General features: G+C 71.4%; 22 protein-coding genes, 1 tRNA gene and 1 pseudogene. 17 read left to right on the top strand and 7 right to left on the bottom strand.

What is annotated here, in order from left to right; genetic code table 11:
• Positions 1 to 37: 37 nt before the first annotated feature.
• The 15 genes and pseudogenes from AB0F77_RS15250 to AB0F77_RS15180 all read left to right on the top strand — a co-directional run bounded on the left by AB0F77_RS15250 (position 38) and on the right by AB0F77_RS15180 (position 10,565).
• On the top strand, positions 38 to 307 hold the full coding sequence (locus tag AB0F77_RS15250) for a DUF6284 family protein (RefSeq protein ID WP_361947328.1): 270 nt from the start codon (positions 38 to 40) through the stop codon (positions 305 to 307).
• A complete protein-coding gene (locus AB0F77_RS15245; protein ID WP_361947325.1) occupies positions 304 to 765 on the top strand; it encodes a Pycsar system effector family protein in 462 nt (153 codons plus the stop codon). Before AB0F77_RS15250 ends, AB0F77_RS15245 begins: the two co-directional genes overlap by 4 nt.
• Positions 762 to 953, top strand: a complete 192-nt coding sequence (locus AB0F77_RS15240; protein WP_361947322.1) for a hypothetical protein — start codon at positions 762 to 764, stop codon at positions 951 to 953. The genes AB0F77_RS15245 and AB0F77_RS15240 overlap by 4 nt, the downstream gene beginning before the upstream one ends.
• Complete coding sequence (locus AB0F77_RS15235; RefSeq protein ID WP_361947319.1) at positions 950 to 2,080, top strand: DUF2637 domain-containing protein; 1,131 nt, start codon at positions 950 to 952, stop codon at positions 2,078 to 2,080. Before AB0F77_RS15240 ends, AB0F77_RS15235 begins: the two co-directional genes overlap by 4 nt.
• Before the next feature lie 98 nt (positions 2,081 to 2,178).
• Positions 2,179 to 2,502, top strand: a complete 324-nt coding sequence (locus tag AB0F77_RS15230; protein ID WP_361947316.1) for an RRQRL motif-containing zinc-binding protein — start codon at positions 2,179 to 2,181, stop codon at positions 2,500 to 2,502.
• Between the two features lie 17 nt (positions 2,503 to 2,519).
• Complete coding sequence (locus AB0F77_RS15225; RefSeq protein ID WP_361947313.1) at positions 2,520 to 2,828, top strand: hypothetical protein; 309 nt, start codon at positions 2,520 to 2,522, stop codon at positions 2,826 to 2,828.
• Positions 2,829 to 3,183: 355 nt separating this feature from the next.
• Positions 3,184 to 5,088, top strand: coding sequence for an FtsK/SpoIIIE domain-containing protein (locus AB0F77_RS15220; RefSeq protein WP_361947310.1), 1,905 nt, complete (start codon positions 3,184 to 3,186; stop codon positions 5,086 to 5,088).
• 76 nt (positions 5,089 to 5,164) lie between these two features.
• A complete protein-coding gene (locus AB0F77_RS15215; protein ID WP_361947307.1) occupies positions 5,165 to 5,374 on the top strand; it encodes a hypothetical protein in 210 nt (69 codons plus the stop codon).
• Between the two features lie 113 nt (positions 5,375 to 5,487).
• Positions 5,488 to 5,832, top strand: coding sequence for a hypothetical protein (locus AB0F77_RS15210; RefSeq protein ID WP_361947304.1), 345 nt, complete (start codon positions 5,488 to 5,490; stop codon positions 5,830 to 5,832).
• Positions 5,829 to 6,412, top strand: a pseudogene (locus AB0F77_RS15205) (SAM-dependent methyltransferase). Before AB0F77_RS15210 ends, AB0F77_RS15205 begins: the two are co-directional and overlap by 4 nt.
• Positions 6,409 to 7,308 carry a bifunctional DNA primase/polymerase gene (locus AB0F77_RS15200; protein WP_361947302.1) on the top strand — a complete coding sequence of 300 codons (900 nt, stop codon included), beginning with the start codon at positions 6,409 to 6,411 and terminating at the stop codon, positions 7,306 to 7,308. The pseudogene AB0F77_RS15205 and the gene AB0F77_RS15200 overlap by 4 nt, the downstream one beginning before the upstream one ends.
• A complete protein-coding gene (locus tag AB0F77_RS15195; protein WP_361947299.1) occupies positions 7,305 to 7,652 on the top strand; it encodes a hypothetical protein in 348 nt (115 codons plus the stop codon). Before AB0F77_RS15200 ends, AB0F77_RS15195 begins: the two co-directional genes overlap by 4 nt.
• On the top strand, positions 7,649 to 8,797 hold the full coding sequence (locus tag AB0F77_RS15190; RefSeq protein ID WP_361947296.1) for a DUF3631 domain-containing protein: 1,149 nt from the start codon (positions 7,649 to 7,651) through the stop codon (positions 8,795 to 8,797). The genes AB0F77_RS15195 and AB0F77_RS15190 overlap by 4 nt, the downstream gene beginning before the upstream one ends.
• Positions 8,798 to 8,976: 179 nt before the next feature.
• A complete protein-coding gene (locus tag AB0F77_RS15185) occupies positions 8,977 to 9,210 on the top strand; it encodes an excisionase family DNA-binding protein (protein WP_361947293.1) in 234 nt (77 codons plus the stop codon).
• A 77-nt stretch (positions 9,211 to 9,287) separates the two neighbouring features.
• The gene (locus AB0F77_RS15180; RefSeq protein WP_361947290.1) at positions 9,288 to 10,565 is read left to right on the top strand and encodes a tyrosine-type recombinase/integrase; all 1,278 of its coding nucleotides are present in this window, start codon (positions 9,288 to 9,290) and stop codon (positions 10,563 to 10,565) included.
• A gap of 65 nt (positions 10,566 to 10,630) precedes the next feature.
• Here the strand turns inward: AB0F77_RS15180 and AB0F77_RS15175 are convergent.
• The 4 genes from AB0F77_RS15175 to AB0F77_RS15160 all read right to left on the bottom strand — a co-directional run bounded on the left by AB0F77_RS15175 (position 10,631) and on the right by AB0F77_RS15160 (position 12,271).
• A tRNA-Ser gene (locus tag AB0F77_RS15175) sits at positions 10,631 to 10,715 on the bottom strand.
• A gap of 53 nt (positions 10,716 to 10,768) precedes the next feature.
• Entirely contained in the window at positions 10,769 to 11,200 is a 432-nt protein-coding gene (gene tadA, locus AB0F77_RS15170) for a tRNA adenosine(34) deaminase TadA (RefSeq protein ID WP_361947758.1), read from the bottom strand.
• A 56-nt stretch (positions 11,201 to 11,256) separates the two neighbouring features.
• The gene (locus AB0F77_RS15165) at positions 11,257 to 11,793 is read right to left on the bottom strand and encodes a hypothetical protein (protein WP_361947755.1); all 537 of its coding nucleotides are present in this window, start codon (positions 11,791 to 11,793) and stop codon (positions 11,257 to 11,259) included.
• Between the two features lie 301 nt (positions 11,794 to 12,094).
• Positions 12,095 to 12,271, bottom strand: coding sequence for a hypothetical protein (locus AB0F77_RS15160; protein ID WP_361947287.1), 177 nt, complete (start codon positions 12,269 to 12,271; stop codon positions 12,095 to 12,097).
• Between the two features lie 94 nt (positions 12,272 to 12,365).
• Between AB0F77_RS15160 and upp the strand changes: the two genes are divergently transcribed.
• Entirely contained in the window at positions 12,366 to 13,001 is a 636-nt protein-coding gene (gene upp / locus AB0F77_RS15155; RefSeq protein WP_361947284.1) for a uracil phosphoribosyltransferase, read from the top strand.
• A gap of 99 nt (positions 13,002 to 13,100) precedes the next feature.
• Here the strand turns inward: upp and AB0F77_RS15150 are convergent, their stop codons facing one another.
• Both AB0F77_RS15150 and AB0F77_RS15145 read right to left on the bottom strand, forming a co-directional pair.
• A complete protein-coding gene (locus AB0F77_RS15150) occupies positions 13,101 to 13,733 on the bottom strand; it encodes a LytR C-terminal domain-containing protein (protein WP_361947281.1) in 633 nt (210 codons plus the stop codon).
• 119 nt (positions 13,734 to 13,852) lie between these two features.
• Positions 13,853 to 14,149 carry a type II toxin-antitoxin system VapB family antitoxin gene (locus tag AB0F77_RS15145; RefSeq protein WP_003999914.1) on the bottom strand — a complete coding sequence of 99 codons (297 nt, stop codon included), beginning with the start codon at positions 14,147 to 14,149 and terminating at the stop codon, positions 13,853 to 13,855.
• A 105-nt stretch (positions 14,150 to 14,254) separates the two neighbouring features.
• Here AB0F77_RS15145 and AB0F77_RS15140 point away from each other — a divergent pair, with 105 nt between their 5' ends.
• On the top strand, positions 14,255 to 15,856 hold the full coding sequence (locus AB0F77_RS15140) for a helicase HerA-like domain-containing protein (protein WP_361947278.1): 1,602 nt from the start codon (positions 14,255 to 14,257) through the stop codon (positions 15,854 to 15,856).
• Positions 15,857 to 15,885: 29 nt separating this feature from the next.
• Here AB0F77_RS15140 and AB0F77_RS15135 read toward each other — a convergent pair whose 3' ends face one another.
• Entirely contained in the window at positions 15,886 to 16,011 is a 126-nt protein-coding gene (locus tag AB0F77_RS15135; protein WP_361947275.1) for a hypothetical protein, read from the bottom strand.
• Positions 16,012 to 16,019 lie beyond the last annotated feature (8 nt).

The raw sequence follows: 16,019 nt of genomic DNA, 5'->3' as shown, positions 1-16,019 counted from the left end.
GTTCGGGCCGTTCACCCTTCGAGAGGACCACGACCCTATGAACCCCATCGTGACTGTTCAGGACGCTGTTACGGCGTTCGCCGACTGGATCGAGCCCACGGCCGGGGAGCTGGCCGCGATCGAGGAGGAGATGCCCGTCATCCTGGCGGACGTCGACCTCCTTGACGCGCAGATCATCACGCTGGACCGCGTTCCGTCCGAGCTGGACACCCGCCGCATCCGCCGCGCCCGCCGCCGCGTTCTCGCGGCCCGCCGGGAGCTCTCGAACCGCACCGCCGGCACGACCCTTCCGGGCGGTGCGGCGTGACTGTCCCCAGCGAGAGCTTGAAGGCCGCGCACGCCGAAGTGAAGGCGGAGATCGCGCGGACGGACTCCAAGACCGCGTTGTTGCTGGCGTTCGTGGGGGCGGTGCTGGCGGGTTCTTGGTCGGTCGCCCGTGATCTGCCCCTGAACGTGCCTGCCGCGATCGTCGGCGGCACCGGCATAGCGGCCTTGGTGACCGCCGCCTGGCTTCTGCTGCGCTCGGTCCGCCCGAACCTGGGTGGCCGGAGGGTGGGCGGCCGGCACGGGTTCCCGCTGTGGGCGACCCTCACCACGGAGGAGATCCCCGGCGCGGTGGCCCGCGACCTGTCGACCGCTATTGCCGGCCTGTCCCGGCTCGCGGTGGACAAGTACACCTGCCTGCGCCGCGCCGTCGATCTGACCTGCATCGGCGGCGGACTGATCCTCGCCGCCGTCCTGATCGCGCTGGCAGGTGCGGCATGAGCATGCAGACCCCCCTTTCCGGTCTCGCGCTGGCCCTGGTCGTCGCCGGTCTGCTCCTCGCCCTGGCGGGTCTGGCCGGCATCGTCGCCACTGGCCACGGTGTGTGGCAGTGGGTGGTGGCGGTGGGCTGCTGCACGCAGGCGGCCGGCTGGCGCCTGCACGCGGTACGGGAGCGGGTGCGCCGATGACCACGGCATTCGACCCTGCGCAGGTGCAGAGCGCGGAACGCACCCTGTCCATCGGCACATGGGCCATCACCGCGGGTGCCGTCCTCTACTCGGTCCTCACGGTCACGCCGCTGGTCCAGGAAGTCACGCCGGACGCGTGGGACTGGACCGGGCCGATCCTGCCGATCGTGGTGGACTCCGCCGTGGTCATCGTGATCCGCCTGGACTCCGTTGTCTCCCGCCTCGGGATGCGCGCGGGCGCCTGGCCGGCACTGCTGCGGTGGATGACCGGCCTGATGACCCTGCTCCTCAACATCGGCCACAGCGCCCTGGCCGGTGACCTGGTCGGCGTTGCCGTGCATGCCGTGGCGCCGCTCCTGCTGATCGTCACCGCTGAAGCAGGGCTCGCCTACCGGCGGGCGCTGGCCGCGGGACTGGCCAAGCTCAAGCGTGAACAGGACGCTGAACAGGAGCGTTCACGGGCCGAGCAGAAGGCCGAAGCCAGGGCCGCGCGGGAGGAGCGGGAGGCCCGGGAGGCGCGGGAGCGCGAGGAGCGTGAACGCGAGACGGATCGCCGTGAACACCGTGAACGCGAGGAGCGTGAACACGCCTGGCGGATGCAGCAGGAGCAGGCCGAACGCGAGGACCGGCAAGCCCGCGAGCAGCGCGAGCACGACGCCCGCATGGAACGCGAACGCGCCGACCGCGCGGCAGCCGAAAAGGCCGCTGAGCAGGCACGGGAAGCCCGCGAGCAAGCCGCGCGGGACGAACGGCTCACCCGCGAGCGGCAGACCGTACAGCGCCGTGAACACCCCGTTCAGCCCCCTGTCCACGCCCCCGTACCCGTACCGGCCGCGCCCGCCGGCGACACCGGCAAGGCGCCCGTCGCGCTGGGTCCGGCCGTGGGCGTGAACACTCCCGTGAACACCCCCGCGCCCGCCGTGAACACCGCCCCGCCGGTCGTGAACACCCTGGTCCTGAGCGAGGGGGAGCGGGTGCCGGAAGAGGTGGCGCGGGCCATCATCGCGGACCCCGTGAACGCCGCTCACTCCGTGCGGACCCTGGCCGGCATGACCGGCTGGTCCATCGGCTGGGTCGCCGCCCGCCGCGCCGAAGCGCGCAAGGACGGCTCTCCCGTCGCGGCCTGACGGCTGCCCGATCCACCCGGTGTCTTCGGGTGGTGAGGGGAGCCGGACAGTCCGGACCGGAAGGGGGACCCCCTGATGAGCCCGTTCAGCTTCGCGTGATGGCCACGCTGCCTGTCTACCGGTGGCGGCTCGCCCCGGACGGCTTCGCCACGTACCGCCAGCTCCGTGCCCTCGGGCTCCGTCCCGGAGGACAGGACGTCGCGGCGCAGGTAGAACGCCCCCGCCGTCGGCGCAGTCCTCTGGTCGCCTATCTCTACCGCATCGATCTCGCCAAGCCGGTGCGCCCGATGACCCCGGCCCGGTGGGCCGCTCTGGCCAAGGCCAACGCCGCCCGCCGCACCTGCCCCGAATGCCGCCGCGACGCCGGATACGTCATCCCCGCCGCGCTCGGTGCCTGCGTTCCCTGCCACGACTCCAACTGAATCGAGGGAGAGCCCTGATGACCCACCGTGACCCGCCGGGGATCATCGCCCCGCACATTCCCGCCGACGCCTACCGCCGCGCCGAAACCACCGGGCAACCGGTCGTCATCGTCGTGCACACCACTGACCAGGACGGGCGCCCGCTGCGCCACTACCTGTTTCCCATCGTCATCGCGGGTGCCGGTGTCGTAGGGGTGTTCGGCCTCGTGGCCGCGTTCATCGCACTGCTCGACTTCGCAGTTCACACCGCGGTCGCCATCGGCAGCGTGGCCGGACCGGTCAGCGTCGGTGGCATCACCCTCAAGCTCACCCGCTCCAAGGGCTGAACTGGCCCACCTACTGCCTCCCTTTGCCCCGCAACGGACGGGGAGGCCGTAGACGGCCCGCAGGGCGTCCGGTCCTCCTCGCGTGTGGGGTCAGACCCCCCGGGGCGTGAACGGCCGTTCAGGACCCCGCGAGGGGGTTGCACGGCCCCATTTTCCGGCCCTCTACGCGCGCGTGCGCGTAGGGCCCCTCCCCCGAATGTCCCTCAACTCTGCAACTCCGCAGGTCAGGCGCGGGTTGCAGGGGTCAACCGGCGCTGTCGACGCAACCGGCAGTGCCAACCATCGCAAATCGGGCGGGCCGGTGGCGCCACGCAACGGCGCACCGGCCCTCATCCACGTCTTGGAGGACTCTTCCGTGGACTGGAAGCAAGCATGGTCGACCACCACCCTCACTGCCAATACGGCGTTGGACGGGCTCGCCCCGGCGTGCGGGCCGTTCGCCGCCTGGTGGGACCGGGAGTCGGAGCGGCGGGCGCAGCTCCGGACGCCGGAGAACCTGAAGGCGCTCATGACGGCGCAGCGCGAGCACAACTCCGCCCGCTCGACCGCGGCGATGGCGCGCAGTCAGCGCACCACGGCTCGCAAGACGTCCGGCGTGCTGTCCGCGGAACGCCGGGCCGCTCGCACCGCGGACAAGGCCGCGCGTCAGCACCACAGCCAGGCGCGGGCCGGACTGAAGGCGGCGCGGAAGAACTACCCCGCCACCCTCACCGCCCGCGCAGTCCAGGCCCACGCCGCACACGCGGTGCCGGGCAGCCTGGCCACCTGGCTGATGTCGGAGGCCAGCCACGCTCTCACCGTGTGGCCGGCATCCGTGTCCGCCGGACTGATCGGCCTGCACGCCGCAGGTCTGTGGCTGGGCAGGCGTCAGCCGGCGGTGCAGTTCGAGGACGGCATGACCGCGGAGGAGCGGCGCCTGGCCTCGCGCCTGGACCCGTCGTTCTGGGTCCAGAACGCCGATTCGCGCGGTCTGTCGGGCACCGTGCCCACCCCCGCGAAGCTCACCCCTGCCGGTCTGGTCTCGCACGTGCGGCTGGATGGCCGGTGGACACCGAAGACCTTCCGGGCCAAGGCGGATGAGATCCGCGCCCTGCTCGGAGCGCGGACCGACCTGCGCATGGAGATCACCTCCGGCAGCCACGGCGACCGGGCCACGATCACGCTGCGCACCCGCAGCGCCGCCGACGGCATCGACCTGACCGGCTGGGAGCCCGGTGCGCCGTGGGGCGTCGACACGGTCACGGGCGACACGGTCATGGTCCCCCTCGGACGTCGGATGCTGGTCGCCGGCACCTCCGGGTCCGGGAAGTCCTGGTCCACCCGCGCCCTGCTCGCGGAGGGCTCCGAGGCTGAGGATCACCGCCTGGTCGTCATCGACCCCAAGCGGGTGGAGGCCATGAACTGGCAGCACCGGGCCCGCACCGCCATCACCCTGGAGGAGGTGCTGGAGGTGACCGATGACCTGGTCGCGGAGATGCACGAGCGTCTGGAGCTCATCCCACGCGGCCAAGACGTGGTTGCGATCAGTCGGGAGCGGCCCCGGATCACGGTGTTCGTGGACGAAGGCGCGGAGGTCATCTCCATGGCCGCAACACCCCGGGCACGGCCCACGAAGGAGGACCCGGGCGATCCGGACTGGTCCCGGATCATGGAGAACCTGCGAACCCTGGCCCGCATGGCCCGTGCCGCCGAGATCATCCTGATCTGGGCCACACAGAAGCCGACCATGGACGCCAAGGGCGGCATCGACCCGCAGATCAGTGCACAGATCACCTACCGGGCCGCCCTCGCCCTCAGCACCTCCGGTGAATCCCGCGTCGTCTTCGGCGAAGACGCCACCGAAAAGGGCTGGCACGCCCACGAACTACCCATGCCCGGCGTCGCGATGCTCCGCTCCGGCCCCAAGGCCAAGCCCCATCCGATCAACACCCGCGCCTTCTCCCCCGCCGACGTCATCGCCCTGCCCGACCGGCCCATATGGCACCGCGGACCCACCGCGCCGAAGGGACGCACGCTCCGGCTGGTCAAGGACCCGGTCACCCCGGCGGACACAGCGGCACACGCACCGGTTACGGCGGAGACGAACCGGGACCGGGTCCTGAAGGCCGTCCACGACGGAGCCCGCACCCTGCGGGACATCACCGACAGGACCGGGATCAACAAGGGCACCGTCTCCCGCGAGATCAAAACCCTCACCACTACGGGAGCCCTCCGCAAGAGCGACGACGGCATGCTCCTGCCCGGCCGCGAGGCGGCATGAGCACCGCCACCCACACACGCGGCATCTTCGCGCGCACCCACAACGACCACCGCAACGGCTGACAGGGGATCACCTCGTGACCACGGACTTCGACCGCTTCGCGCCTGCCTCTGGCCCTGGCATCGACGGCCTGATCCACCGGCTGACCCCCACCCGCCGCGACTTCAACGGGCTGCTCTTCGGCCTGTGCGGAGCCACCATCACGGAGGAACTCCCCTACTACGCGCATGTCAACTGCTCCGACTGCGCCGCGACTTTGGCAGGGCGCCCCTCCCCCCGCGACTGACCAGTTCGGCAACGCCCCCTCGTAGCTACGCCAAGGGCGACCCCCTCATCTCGGCAAAGATCCGGGGCCGCCCTCGCCAACCAGTCACCTTCAAGGAACTGGAGACATCCAGGATGACGCAATCCACCGACAATCCGCGAGTGGTCCACGAGCCGGTACCGGCGGTCTTCTACCGGATCGAGCCACGCCCCGACGGCAGCACCGTCCTTGCCCTGCTCACCGTCACCGGGCCCTACATCCTGACCGAGCACCTTTTCGAACTCGACAAGCACCTCACCCGCTACCTGCTCAACGACCTCAAGCGAGCACACCGCGACATCCCGGACCCCGGACCGCGCCCCGAGGCCGCCGCCATGCTCGCCGCACTCGACAGCGACGACCCCACCGCCTTCACCACCGCCGTAGACGCCTACACCGCCCGCCTGCACCACCTGTGGACGAACGGGGGCAGGGCATGACCACGCCTGCGCGTATCCGGCACGTGCCCGGCCGGAGGCCGCGCCTGCTGGACCTGTACTGCTGCCAGGGCGGCGCCGCCAAGGGCTACGCCGACGCCGGGTTCGACGTGACCGGCATCGACAACACCCCGCAGCCCCGCTACCCGTACCGGTTCATCCAGGCAGACGCCATCGCGTTCGTCCTCGAACACGGCGCTGAGTTCGACTTCATCCACGGCTCCCCGCCGTGCCAGCACGACAGCGAGTGCCAGCGCATCCAGGCCAACAACCACCCCGACCTGATCGCCCCCACCCGCACCGCCCTGGAGACGGCCGGGCGGCCCTGGGCGATGGAGAACGTGCGCGGCGCGGTGCCCAAGCTGCGCGAGCCGGTGATGCTGTGCGGGCAGATGTTCCGCCCGGCCACTACGGGCAGTTCGTCGGCAACTTCTCCGGCGTCGACCTCGCCCGCCGGGCGCTGGGGGTGCCGTGGATGAACCGCGACGGCATCCGCGAGTGCATCCCGCCCGCCTACACCCACTGGATCGGCAGGGCTGCCCTGGCCCTGCTCGCCACGGACCGTCTGGGGGCCGCCGCATGAGTGAGCACCTGATGCACGCCGCTCTGGATGCGGCCGAGCGTGGCTGGCACGTCTTCCCGCTGCGGCCCGGAGGCAAGCCGCCGGCGCTGCACGGAGAGAAGTCCTGCCCCCGCACCGGGGAGTGCGCGGCCGGGCACCGGAAGTGGGAGCAGCGCGCCACGACCGACCCGGACCGCATCCGCGCCGCCTGGTCCCGGGCCCCGTTCAACGTCGGTATCGCGACCGGCCCGTCCGGTCTGCTGGTGGTCGACCTGGACATGCCCAAGGACAACGACAAGGGCAGTTGGGACGCGCCTGGCGGCGCGGCGACCTTCAGGGCGCTCTGCGAGCGCGCCGGACACCCCGTCCCCGACACCTACCGGGTGCGGACCGCGAGCGGCGGCACGCACCTGTACTTCACCGCCCCGACCGGCATCCGGCTGACCAACACAGCAGGAACCATCGGCGAGTTGGTCGACACCCGGGCATGGGGCGGATACGTCGTCGCCGCCGGCTCCACCACCCCCGCCGGAGCCTACGAAGCCCTGTGCGGCCCCGTGGCGGCCCCTCTGCCCCTCTGGCTCCAAACCATCCTGCAACCCGCTCCCAAGGCCCCTCAGCCCCCTTCGACGGCCGTAGCGGGGCAATCACGGCGATACGCGGATGTAGCGCTCGCCAACGAGACCCGGAACGTCGCCACGGCCCAACACGGGGCGCGGGAAGACACGTTGTTCCGCGCGGCGCGCGCTCTCGGGCGCTTCGTCGCGTGGGGCGACCTCCCCCGGCACGTGGTCGAGCAGGCTCTTCAGGAGGGGGGCGAGGCGGCCGGACTGTCCGCGTCCGAGTGCCGCTCCACCCTCCGCAGCGCCCTCAACTGGTCCATCACCCACAACCAGACCAGGCGGGAGACGGCATGAACACCCGCTCCCGCCTCCCTCTGAAGAGCATCACCCCCACCTCGTCCGGGCCGTCCGCCGCTCCACAGCCCGTGGACACGCCGGCCGTGGGCGAGCCGACAGGCGCCGCCCGCAAGGGCGTCGTCACTGCCCTTCGCCCTGACCCGCACACGGTCACGATCAGCGGCATCATGCCGGGCCTCCAGGTCCGGTTCACACACCCGCCCGTCGCCGACTGGCTGTGCAGGTGCGGGCACCACGAACGCGCAGTGGGCCGCGCCGCCGTCATCGAACTCACCACCCGAGTCCACGTCGGCACCTGCCCCCACACCACCCCCACGCAGGAAGGAAGGACCGCCGCATGACCGCCAAGGCCATCGACGGGGCCGCACTGCTCGATGAGGTGGAAGCCTTCCACCGCCGCTTCAACGTCTTCCCCCACGAAGCCGCCTACGTCGCCGTGACCCTCTGGGACGCGCACGCCCACCTGCTCGACTGCTTCGACTCCACCCCGCGGTTGGCGTTCCTGTCCCCGGAGCCGGGGTCCGGCAAGTCCCGCGCATTGGAGATCGTGGAAACCCTCGTACCGGCGCCGATGACGGCCGTCAACGCGTCCGCCGCCGCCCTCTTCCGCTCCGTGTCCAACCCCAACGGCCGGCCCACGATCCTGTTCGACGAGATCGACACAATCTTCGGCCCGAAAGCGGGGGACAACGAGGAACTGCGCGGCTTCCTGAACGCCGGGCACCGCCGCACCGGGGTCACCTACCGGTGCATCGGCGACGGCGGCAACCAGACCGTGCAGGCATTCCCCTCGTACTGCGCGGTCGCAGTCGCCGGACTCGGCTCCCTCCCCGACACGATCCTCACCCGCTCCGTCGTCATCCGCATGCGCCGACGGGCCCGCAACGAACGCGTGGAAGCCTTCCGCGCCCGCACCCACGAAGCAGAAGGCCACGCGCTACGCGACCGCCTCGCACAGTGGGCCGAACACGCCCGTGACACCGTGACCGGGGCCTGGCCGGACATGCCCGAAGGGGTCACCGACCGGCCCGCCGACGTGTGGGAACCCCTGCTCGCCATCGCTGATGCCGTCGGCGGTGAGTGGCCGGCGCGGGCGCGGGAGGCGTGTGTGGCGCTGGTGACCGCGTCCCGGGCCAACGACAAGGGCAGTCTCGGGGTCCGGCTGCTGACCGACCTGCGGGATCACGTCATGGTCGGTATCGACCGGCTTCCCACGGTCGCCGTCCTGGACCGGCTCAACGCCCTGGACGATGCTCCGTGGGCCGATCTGCACGGCAAGCCGCTCGACAACCGGCGCCTGTCGAAGATGCTCGCGGAGTACATGACGGCGGACAACGAGCCTGTCGCCTCCCGCAACATCAAGACCGCCGGGAGCGTCCTCAAGGGCTACTACGCCGCGGATCTGTGGGACGCGTGGGCCCGCTACTGCCCCCCACCCCCGGAAAGTCCGCTACCTCCGCTACCGGGCACCGAAAACGTGGCCTGACCAGCACTGATGCGGTAGCGGCAACCCGCCCCGGAAGCCGCTACCGCGCCGCTACCCATCCGCTACCGCTACCCCTTCCCGCTATCCCGAACAGGCCCCTGACCTGCACGGTAGCGGCGGTAGCGGAAGTAGCGGCCTTCAGAGAGCACCCCCGAAGGACTGCCCCGAGGAGACCCCGCATGAGCATCGCCAGTGTGGACGCCCCCCGACTCTCCGAGACTAACGGTCCGGCCCCCATTCTCCTGACAGTCGAAGAGGCCGCTTACTGCCTCCGCATCGGCCGGACCACCTGCTTCGCCCTCATTCGTACCGGGGAGCTGGAGTCCCTGATGGTCGGTGGCCTTCGGCGTGTCCCCGCCGACGCCCCGGCCGCCTACCTCGCCCGCCGCCGCGCCGAACAGCGCGCCGCCTGACCCATCCCTCACCGGAGCACCACCCCACAACGGGGTGGTGCTCCGACTGTTTCACTCACATCCGAAGGAGTCCGCCCGTGGCGGAAGACAAGAAGCGCACCCGGCAGCCGAACGGCCGGTCGTCCATCTACCAGGGCAAAGACGGGAAGTGGCACGGCCGCGTGACCGTCGGCATCCGCGACGACGGCACGCCGGACCGGCGCCACGTCGAACGCAAGACTCGTGCCGAGGTGACGGCCGCCGTCCGCGAGTTGGAGAAACAGCGCGACGCCAAGACCCTGGCCAAGCCTGGCAAGCCGTGGACCGTCAAGGCGTGGCTGACGCACTGGGTGGAGACCATCGCACCGCTCGCGGTGAACGAGAACACCATGGTCGGCTACGGCGTGGCAGTCCGGAAGCACCTGATCCCCGCCCTCGGTGCCCATCGGCTGGACAAGCTCCAACCGGAACACATCGAGCGCTTCTACGGGCAGATGCAGGCCGACGGCCGTAAGGCCGGCACGATCCACCAGATCCACCGGACCTTCCGTACGGCCCTGAACGAAGCCGTGCGGCGTGGCCACCTGGGACGGAATCCTGTCCAGCTTGCCAAGGCTCCCCGACTGCGGGAGGAAGAGGTGGAGCCGTACACCGTCGAAGAGGTCCAACGGCTACTGCGGGCCGCCGACGAGCGTCGGAACGCGGCACGGTGGGCGGTGGCTCTCTCCCTCGGGCTTCGGCAGGGGGAGGCTCTGGGGCTCAAGTGGGCGGATGTCGACCTGGACCGGGGTGTCCTGATGGTTCGTCGGAGTCGCCGTCGCCCGCGTTACGCCCACGGGTGCGGAGACACGTGCGGCCGTAAGGCGGGCTACTGCCCGCAGCGTCAGCGCACGAACCCTGAGACGGCCGACACCAAGTCGCGGGCGGGACGGCGAGCGGTGGGCCTGCCCGCGCAGCTCGTGGACCTGCTCCGGGTCCACCGGGCCAGGCAGGACGCCGAACGCGCGGCGGTCGGCGCCGACTGGACCGACGAAGGATGGCTGTTCGCGACCCCGACCGGCCGGGGCACTTCGCCCCGAACGGACTACGACGACTGGAAGGAGTTGCTGGACGATGCCAAGGTCCGGGATGGGCGATTGCATGACGCTCGTCACACCGCTGCCACAGTGCTGCTGATCCTCGGAGTCTCCGAGCGGGCCGTCATGGGGCTCATGGGATGGTCCACCACGGCCATGGCCGCGCGGTACCAGCACATGGTCGACACCGTCCGGAACGAGGTGGCCGAACGCGTCGACGGGCTCATCTGGAAGTCACCCGGTGGTGGACCGGGCGACGATGACGACGGGGCCGCCGGGGCCCTCGTACGGGCTAACTGAGACGGAAACTGAGACGGAGAAGCGCGAAGGGTCCGGCTCGATGAGCCGGACCCTTCGTCTACCTGCGGTAGCGGAGGGATTTGAACCCTCGGTGACTTGCGCCACACTCGCTTTCGAGGCGAGCTCCTTCGGCCGCTCGGACACGCTACCGAGGGAGACCTTACAGCACGGTGGCCCGTGCTCCGAAATCCGTTTCCCGGACGTCAGCGGCTCCGGAAGAAACCCGTGAGCAGCCCGGCGCACTCCTCGGCGAGCACGCCCCCGACGACCTCGGGCCGGTGGTTGAGCCGCCGGTCCCGCACCAGGTCCCACAGGGAGCCGGCCGCGCCCGCCTTCTCGTCGCGGGCGCCGTAGACGACACGGTCCACCCGGGACTGCACGAGCGCGCCCGCGCACATCGTGCAGGGTTCCAGGGTGACCACGAGCGTGCAGCCGGCCAGCCGCCACTCGCCGAGCACGGCCGCCGCCCGGCGCAGCGCCAGCACCTCGGCGTGGGCCGTGGGGTCGCCGGTGGCCTCGCGCTCGTTGTGACCGCGGGCGAGCACCGTCGTACCGTCCGGGGACAGGACGACGGCGCCCACGGGCACGTCACCGCCGTCGGCGGCGCGCTCGGCCTCGGTCAGGGCGAGCCGCATGGCGGGCCGCCAGCGGTCGCGCACCGGGTCCGGGGGACCGGCCGCCTCGGGTGCGGTCAGCGGACGGTCTCCAGCACCTCCGAGGCGCCCAGGGCCTCGGCGATCGAGCCCAGCGCGTCCTCCGCGTCGAGGGCCCGCAGCTCCTTCTCGCCGACGCCGAGGTCGTCGAGGATCTCGCCGTCGCCCACCGGGCCGTGGGCCACGGCGTCGGCCCCGGAGCCGTCCTCGGAGTCGTCGTCCGACGCGTCGGACTCGCCGTCCTCGGTGCCGTCGAGGTCCAGGGCGTCCAGGTCGGGGCCGTCGGAGCCGGGCTCCCGGCCGAGCAGTTCGTCGGTGAGCAGCAGCTCGCCGTAGGCGCTGCGGGCAGCTGCGGCGGCGTCCGAGACGTAGATGCGGGGGTCGTCCTCGCCGTCGACGCGGACGACGCCGAACCAGGCGTCCTCCTGCTCGATCAGGACGAGCACCGTGTCCTCGTCGGGGGAGGCTTCCCGGGCCAGGTCGGCCAGATCCGACAGGCTCTCCACATCGTCGAGCTCTGTGTCGCTCGCTTCCCACCCGTCTTCGGTGCGCGCGAGCAGTGCGGCGAAGTACACCGTGACTCTCCCACTGGTCATAGGCGTGCCGGTTGGGGGTCCCCCCGGCGGAGGTCGTGGGCGGGGAGAGCTGTGCTCCGGGCCCCACCCACTCGGAATCGTGGCAGAAACAAGGCCGCCAGGGGGCGTCTTCGGCTCCCTGTGTCCGGCAGTTTCGATCGCTCGTACGCACCGGGACCTCGGCACGTCCGTGCCGGAGTCACCAGCGCACTCGTTGCCGCCACGTGCGGATCGTACGCGGCTTTTCACGACCTCCACGCACGACCGCCCCCGTTAACGCCCCACCGGTCGTGGATCTTCCCTACCAGCGGAACGTGCGCATGCGCATCGCGTGGCGCAGCCGGGCGGTCCTGGCGCGTCGCGGCTGGACCCGGTCGCGCAGTTGGCGTGCCTCGGCCAGCTCGCGCAGGAACCGCGCCCGGCGGCGCCGGCGTTCGACGTCCGACTCGGAGGACTCGCGGTCTGACAGCTCAGGCATCGGTTCACCACCCCTGTCCGTCCCTCCCACCTTCCCCCGGACGGGCGGTTTGATGCCAGCACGGGGCGCGCGCGGGCGCGGCTAGTGTGGGGGCATGCGTCTCCACGTCGTCGACCACCCCCTGGTCGCCCACAAGCTCACCACGCTGCGCGACCGGCGCACGGACTCCGCGACCTTCCGGCGGCTCGCCGACGAACTGGTCACCCTGCTCGCCTACGAGGCCACGCGGGACGTGCGGACCGAGCAGGTCGACATCACCACCCCGGTCGCCTCCACCACCGGCGTCAAGCTGTCCCACCCGCGTCCGCTGGTCGTGCCGATCCTGCGGGCCGGGCTCGGCATGCTGGACGGCATGGTGCGGCTGCTGCCGACCGCCGAGGTGGGCTTCCTGGGCATGATCCGCGACGAGGAGACGCTCCAGGCGTCCACGTACGCCAGCCGGATGCCGGAGGACCTCTCCGGGCGCCAGGTGTACGTCCTGGACCCGATGCTCGCCACGGGCGGCACCCTCGTCGCGGCGATCCGGGAGCTGATCAAGCGCGGCGCGGACGACGTGACGGCGGTGGTGCTGCTGGCCGCGCCGGAGGGCGTCGAGGTCATGGAGCGCGACCTGGCGGGCACCCCGGTCACGGTGGTCACGGCCGCGGTCGACGACCACCTCAACGAGCACGGCTACATCGTGCCGGGCCTGGGCGACGCGGGCGACCGCCTGTACGGGGCGGCGGAGTAGTCCCGGGCCGCCCGGCGGCGGAGCTCTCGGCCCGCGAACCGGTATGACAAGGGCCCCGTACCCGGTTGCCGGGTGGGGCCCTTTCGGTGCGGTGGGGGGTCAGCAGGCGTTCTTCGGCGGGGTCGTGGGCGGCGGCGCCGTCAGCTTCGTGACGGCCTTGTCGGCCTCCGGCCTGGGTGTCAGGGACTTGAAGCCGTCGCCGATGATCAGGTCGAGGGCGGGTGGCTTGCGGTGGGCGTCCGTGCGGCGCTCGGCCGTGGTCAGCTGGGTGGCCAGGACCGGCAGTGAGGTGTCGAGGGACGCCGGAGGTCCCAGCAGGATGCCGGCGCCCTTGATCTTCTTGTCGAACTCCGCCGGGGCGTTGCCCACGTCACCGACCTTGAAGCCGCGCTTCTTCAGCTCGTCGGCCGTCGCCTTGGCGAGCCCCGAGCGGGGCGTCGCGTTGTAGACGTTCACCGTGATCGTCGCGGGCTTCGGCAGCGCCACCGCGGGATGTGCCACGGCGCTCGCGGCGGCGGCGCACTTCTTCGTGCCGACGGCCGAGGCCTTCTCACCGCCCGTGAAGATGTCGATGAGCTGCAAGGTCCCCCAACCGATCAGCCCGAGCGCGGCGACCGAGGCCACCAGTCCGAACACAAGCCTGCCGCGCCGCCGGGGCGGGCGCATTCGAGGGTATTTGTCCCCCGTGATCCGGTACTGGCCGCCCATGCCGGGGGGAGTCAGCATGCTCATGGGCGCAGCGTAGTGCGCCGGGGCGGCCGTGCCTACTAGATGATCATTGGACGTCGCCCAGGAGAACCCGAAAGGGTCAAGGCATTACCGGGGCGTGTCCGAAGGATCGGTGGAAAAGGTCAGTCGAGTTCGAGCACGCGCGCGTGCAGCACCTGGCGCTGCTGGAGGGCCGCGCGGACCGCGCGGTGCAGGCCGTCCTCCAGGTACAGGTCGCCCTGCCACTTCACGACGTGCGCGAAGAGGTCGCCGTAGAAGGTCGAGTCCTCGGCGAGGAGGGTTTCCAGGTCGAGCTGCCCCTTGGTCGTCACGAGCTGATCGAGGCGGACCGGGCGCGGCGCGACGTCCGCCCACTGCCGGGTGCTCTCCCGGCCGTGGTCGGGGTACGGCCGGCCGTTTCCGATGCGCTTGAAGATCACACGGAAAGCCTACCGGCCAACACGTTCCGGGCGCAGCCGTGGCGGCCGAGTGCGACGCTGGAAAAGATGCCATGAACCAGGTCGAAGCGGGAACAGGGGTCCGAGATGAGCGACAGCGGGACCGAGCCCGGGACCACCGCCGACGAGCCTTCCGGCAGCGCCACGGCCCTCCCGGAACCGGCCCGTGCCGTCGCCTCCGGTTACGCCTTCTCCGGGCCGGCGCTGGAACTGGGCGCGCTGCTGTGGGACGGGCGGTGCCTGCCGGACGCCCAGGTCCGGGTGCCGCTGTCCGTGCTCAACCGGCACGGCCTGGTCGCGGGCGCCACCGGCACGGGCAAGACCAAGACGCTCCAGTTGGTCGCCGAGCAGCTCTCGGCGCGGGGCGTGCCCGTGTTCCTCGCGGACGTGAAGGGCGACCTGTCGGGGATCGCGCGGCCCGGGAAGCCGGACGACCGGGTGCGGGTGCGGGCCGGGGAGGTGGGCCAGGCGTGGACACCGGCCGGCTTCCCCACCGAGTTCTACGCCCTGGGCGGACAGGGCCACGGCATCCCCGTACGGGCCACGGTCACCAGCTTCGGCCCGGTGCTGCTGTCCAAGGTGCTGCGGCTCAACCCGACCCAGGAGCAGTGCCTCGGCCTGATCTTCCACTACGCCGACACCAAGGGCCTGGAACTGGTCGACCTCAAGGACCTGCGGGCGGTCGTCTCCTTCCTGACCTCGGACGAGGGCAGGCCGGAGCTGAAGGGCATCGGCGGCCTGTCGACCGCGACGGCCGGGGTGATCCTGCGGTCCCTCACGGCCTTCGAGGCGCGGGGCGCGGCGTACTTCTTCGGGGAGCCGGAGTTCGACACGGCCGAGCTGCTGCGCACGACCGGGGACGGGCGGGGTGTCGTGTCGGTGCTCGAACTGCCCGCCGTGCAGGAGGAGCCCCAGCTGTTCTCGACCTTCCTGATGTGGCTGCTCGCCGACCTCTTCCACGACCTGCCCGAGATCGGCGACCCCGACAGGCCGAGGCTGGTGTTCTTCTTCGACGAGGCGCACCTGCTGTTCGACGACGCGTCCAGGGCGTTCCTGGAGGCCATCACGCGGACCGTGCGGCTCATCCGCTCGAAAGGGGTCGGCGTCTTCTTCGTGACCCAGACGCCGAAGGACGTGCCGCCCGACGTCCTCGGCCAGCTCGGCAACCGTGTCCAGCACGCCGTGCGCGCGTTCACACCGGACGACCGCAAGGCGCTGCGGGAGACGGTGCGGACGTTCCCGGACTCGGCGTACGACCTGGAGGAACTGCTCACCGGGCTCGGCACGGGCGAGGCCGTGGTCACGGTGCTCGGGGAGAACGGCGCCCCGACCCCGGTGGCCGCGACCCGGCTGCGCGCGCCGTCGTCCCTGATGGGTCCGATGGACGGCGCCGAGCTGGACACGGCGGTGCGGGAGTCCGCCCTGTACGGACGTTATGCACAGGCTGTGGACCGCGAGTCGGCGTACGAGCGGCTGACGGCGGCGCCGGAACGGACCGGGCCGTCGCGAGCGGCGGGAAGGTCACCCCGTGCGGAGTCGCCCCGCGAGGAACCACCCCGCGAGGAGCCCTCGCTCGTCGAACAGGTCGTCGGCAGCGGGGTGTTCAAGTCCCTGGCACGGTCGGTGGGCACCCAACTGGGCCGCGAGATCACCCGCTCCCTGTTCGGTACGTCCCGCCGTCGGCGGTGAGCCGGACGCCCCCGCGCCCGGCTCACGCATCAGTCGCGTTCCCGCTTCACGGGCCGCTGGGGCGGTTTCGGCTTGTCCGCCTCGGACTTGGGCGTGCTGCGCAGTGCCTCCGCGCGCAGCAGAGCGCGCAGGACGGCGTACGGATCTGAGGGCATGACGGTGT

The organism is Streptomyces sp. NPDC026672 (genome assembly GCF_040638185.1).
Taxonomy (GTDB): Bacteria; Actinomycetota; Actinomycetes; order Streptomycetales; family Streptomycetaceae; genus Streptomyces.
The sequence above is the reverse complement of the archived record's forward strand: the minus strand, read 5'-3'. Positions and strand labels throughout refer to the sequence as shown.

What these genes read in the sequence shown, in the direction of transcription:
- AB0F77_RS15250 (WP_361947328.1), top strand. Translation starts at nt 38, where the DNA reads ATGAACCCCATCGTGACTGTTCAGGACGCTGTTACGGCGTTCGCCGAC.
- AB0F77_RS15240 (WP_361947322.1), top strand. Translation starts at nt 762, where the DNA reads ATGAGCATGCAGACCCCCCTTTCCGGTCTCGCGCTGGCCCTGGTCGTC.
- AB0F77_RS15235 (WP_361947319.1), top strand. Translation starts at nt 950, where the DNA reads ATGACCACGGCATTCGACCCTGCGCAGGTGCAGAGCGCGGAACGCACC.
- AB0F77_RS15230 (WP_361947316.1), top strand. Translation starts at nt 2,179, where the DNA reads ATGGCCACGCTGCCTGTCTACCGGTGGCGGCTCGCCCCGGACGGCTTC.
- AB0F77_RS15225 (WP_361947313.1), top strand. Translation starts at nt 2,520, where the DNA reads ATGACCCACCGTGACCCGCCGGGGATCATCGCCCCGCACATTCCCGCC.
- AB0F77_RS15210 (WP_361947304.1), top strand. Translation starts at nt 5,488, where the DNA reads ATGACGCAATCCACCGACAATCCGCGAGTGGTCCACGAGCCGGTACCG.
- AB0F77_RS15200 (WP_361947302.1), top strand. Translation starts at nt 6,409, where the DNA reads ATGAGTGAGCACCTGATGCACGCCGCTCTGGATGCGGCCGAGCGTGGC.
- AB0F77_RS15195 (WP_361947299.1), top strand. Translation starts at nt 7,305, where the DNA reads ATGAACACCCGCTCCCGCCTCCCTCTGAAGAGCATCACCCCCACCTCG.
- AB0F77_RS15190 (WP_361947296.1), top strand. Translation starts at nt 7,649, where the DNA reads ATGACCGCCAAGGCCATCGACGGGGCCGCACTGCTCGATGAGGTGGAA.
- AB0F77_RS15185 (WP_361947293.1), top strand. Translation starts at nt 8,977, where the DNA reads ATGAGCATCGCCAGTGTGGACGCCCCCCGACTCTCCGAGACTAACGGT.
- tadA (WP_361947758.1), bottom strand. Translation starts at nt 11,200, where the DNA reads ATGCGGCTCGCCCTGACCGAGGCCGAGCGCGCCGCCGACGGCGGTGAC.
- AB0F77_RS15160 (WP_361947287.1), bottom strand. Translation starts at nt 12,271, where the DNA reads ATGCCTGAGCTGTCAGACCGCGAGTCCTCCGAGTCGGACGTCGAACGC.
- upp (WP_361947284.1), top strand. Translation starts at nt 12,366, where the DNA reads ATGCGTCTCCACGTCGTCGACCACCCCCTGGTCGCCCACAAGCTCACC.
- AB0F77_RS15150 (WP_361947281.1), bottom strand. Translation starts at nt 13,733, where the DNA reads ATGAGCATGCTGACTCCCCCCGGCATGGGCGGCCAGTACCGGATCACG.
- AB0F77_RS15140 (WP_361947278.1), top strand. Translation starts at nt 14,255, where the DNA reads ATGAGCGACAGCGGGACCGAGCCCGGGACCACCGCCGACGAGCCTTCC.
- AB0F77_RS15135 (WP_361947275.1), bottom strand. Translation starts at nt 16,011, where the DNA reads ATGCCCTCAGATCCGTACGCCGTCCTGCGCGCTCTGCTGCGCGCGGAG.